The organism is Burkholderia sp. BCC1988, from assembly GCF_905339895.1.
Taxonomy (GTDB): Bacteria; Pseudomonadota; Gammaproteobacteria; order Burkholderiales; family Burkholderiaceae; genus Burkholderia.
The window spans coordinates 1-859 of sequence record NZ_CAJPHA010000070.1 but is presented as its reverse complement, the minus strand read 5'-3'; the positions used below and the strand labels follow the sequence as shown (position 1 = coordinate 859).

Here is an 859-nt window from a genome sequence, read left to right as displayed (position 1 = left end):
TGACTCGGCCCGCACCTGATTCGCATTCCTCACCACTCGACCATCGGGGCGCAGGCAGGTTCTCCTGCACCCATCTATCTGCCAACGGACCTTCCGGAGACACAACGACATGTTCAAGCAAAAAGCCGCCCTGACCGCCGTCGCCTGCGCGCTCGCCTTCGGCGCCGCCGCCGCCCATGCAGCCGACAAGCCGCTGAAATCGATCGGCGTCACGGTCGGCTCGCTCGGCAACCCGTACTTCGTCACGATCGTGAAAGGCGCCGAGGCGCGTGCCAAACAGCTCAACCCGAACGCGAAGGTCACCGCGGTCTCGGCCGACTACGACCTGAACAAGCAGTTCACGCAGATCGACAACTTCATCTCCGCGCACGTCGACATGATCCTGCTGAACGCGACCGATCCGAAGGCGATCGAGCCGGCGGTGAAGAAGGCGCAGGCGGCGGGCATCACGGTCGTCGCGGTGGACGTCGCGGCCGCCGGCGCGAACGCGACCGTGCAGACCAACAACGTGAAGGCCGGCGAGCTCGCGTGCGACTACCTCGCGAAGAAACTCAGCGGCAAGGGCAACGTGATCATCGAGAACGGCCCGCAGGTGTCGGCCGTGATCGATCGCGTGAACGGCTGCAAGACCGTGCTCGCGAAGAACCCGGGCATCAAGCTGCTGTCGAGCGACCAGGACGGCAAGGGCTCGCGCGAAGGCGGGATGAACACGATGCAGGGCTACCTGACGCGCTTTCCGAAGCTCGACGGCGTGTTCACGATCAACGACCCGCAGGCGATCGGCAGCGATCTCGCGGCGAAGCAACTGAACCGCCCGAACATCGTGATCACGTCGGTCGACGGCGCGCCCGACATCGAA

The 859-nt window shown here is 65.1% G+C and carries 1 protein-coding gene; it reads left to right on the top strand.

What is annotated here, in order from left to right:
• Positions 1 to 109: 109 nt before the first annotated feature.
• Positions 110 to 859 (top strand): substrate-binding domain-containing protein (locus tag U4012_RS35580; protein WP_321804556.1); only part of this gene is annotated, 750 nt, incomplete at its 3' end.